The organism is Chryseobacterium sp. BGARF1, assembly GCF_001677955.1.
In the GTDB taxonomy this organism is placed as follows: domain Bacteria; phylum Bacteroidota; class Bacteroidia; order Flavobacteriales; family Weeksellaceae; genus Chryseobacterium.
Genome location: NZ_LELA01000014.1, coordinates 1 through 385 on the forward strand (window position 1 = coordinate 1; position 385 = coordinate 385).

At 35.8% G+C, this 385-nt stretch carries 1 pseudogene; it reads left to right on the forward strand.

Annotated elements, in window-relative coordinates:
* Positions 1 to 385, forward strand: a pseudogene (locus tag AB671_RS22430) (hypothetical protein); the annotation flags it as partial.

Genomic DNA, 385 nt, shown 5'->3' on the forward strand with positions numbered 1-385 from the left:
CTAATAATGATTTTTCAACTCTTCAGGTAAAGCCTAAATACAACGGTAACATTGCAGAAGTAGACTGGAAAACTTCCACTCAGGAAAATGAACCTCTTAAAAGATATGGTTATGTATATGATGGATTAAACAGATTATTAGCTGGTTTTTATCAAAAAGATAGTAACCCTACGGCCAAAGAATATTTTGAAAAAATAGACTATGACCTAAACGGAAACATTACAAGGCTCCAACGTTCCGCAGAGCTCATGACAGGAAATACTGCAGCGTTTAAGATTGACAATCTCAGATACGATTATACCGGAAACAGGCTTACAAAAGTTACTGAAGAAGAAATTGGAAAGAGTGATGGCTATCCTTATCTGGCAAGTCACAATACGATTGA